The organism is Acinetobacter sp. 809848 (assembly GCF_000581275.1).
GTDB lineage: Bacteria > Pseudomonadota > Gammaproteobacteria > Pseudomonadales > Moraxellaceae > Acinetobacter > Acinetobacter pittii.
Genome location: NZ_JEXG01000189.1, coordinates 1 through 527 on the forward strand (window position 1 = coordinate 1; position 527 = coordinate 527).

Annotated in this window: 1 protein-coding gene; it reads left to right on the forward strand. The window is 38.5% G+C overall.

Annotated elements, in window-relative coordinates; translation table 11 throughout:
- Positions 1 to 527: Ig-like domain-containing protein (locus J536_RS24720; RefSeq protein WP_032064369.1), on the forward strand; the 527-nt coding region annotated here is incomplete at both ends.

Genomic DNA, 527 nt, shown 5'->3' on the forward strand with positions numbered 1-527 from the left:
AAAGCTGTAGTAACCGACGTTGCAGGCAACATATCTGAAACCAGTGTGCAAAAAGTCGTTGTGGATACAACAGCGCCGCAAGCAGGTGAACTGACTTTAGCTGCTTTGACTGATACGGGCATTTCAGCAACTGATCAAATTACGCAAGATAAAGCTTTTGATTTAAAGATTAGCGGACAAGAAGTAAATAGCCAAATTACTTACTGGATATCGAAAGATGATGGAAAGAGTTGGCAGGAAACAACAGTAGCTCAAAAAGATTTGGTCGATGGTGTTTATCAATATAAAGCTGTAGTAACCGACGTTGCAGGCAATACATCAGAAACCGCTATACAAAAAGTTGTTGTCGATACAACAGCACCACAAGTAGGTGAACTGACTTTATCTGATTTAAGTGATACAGGTGTTTCGGCAACTGATCAAATTACACAAGATAAAACTTTTGATTTAAAAATTAGTGGACAAGAAGTCAATAGCCAAATTACTTACTGGATATCGAAAGATGAAGGAAAGACATGGCAGGAAAC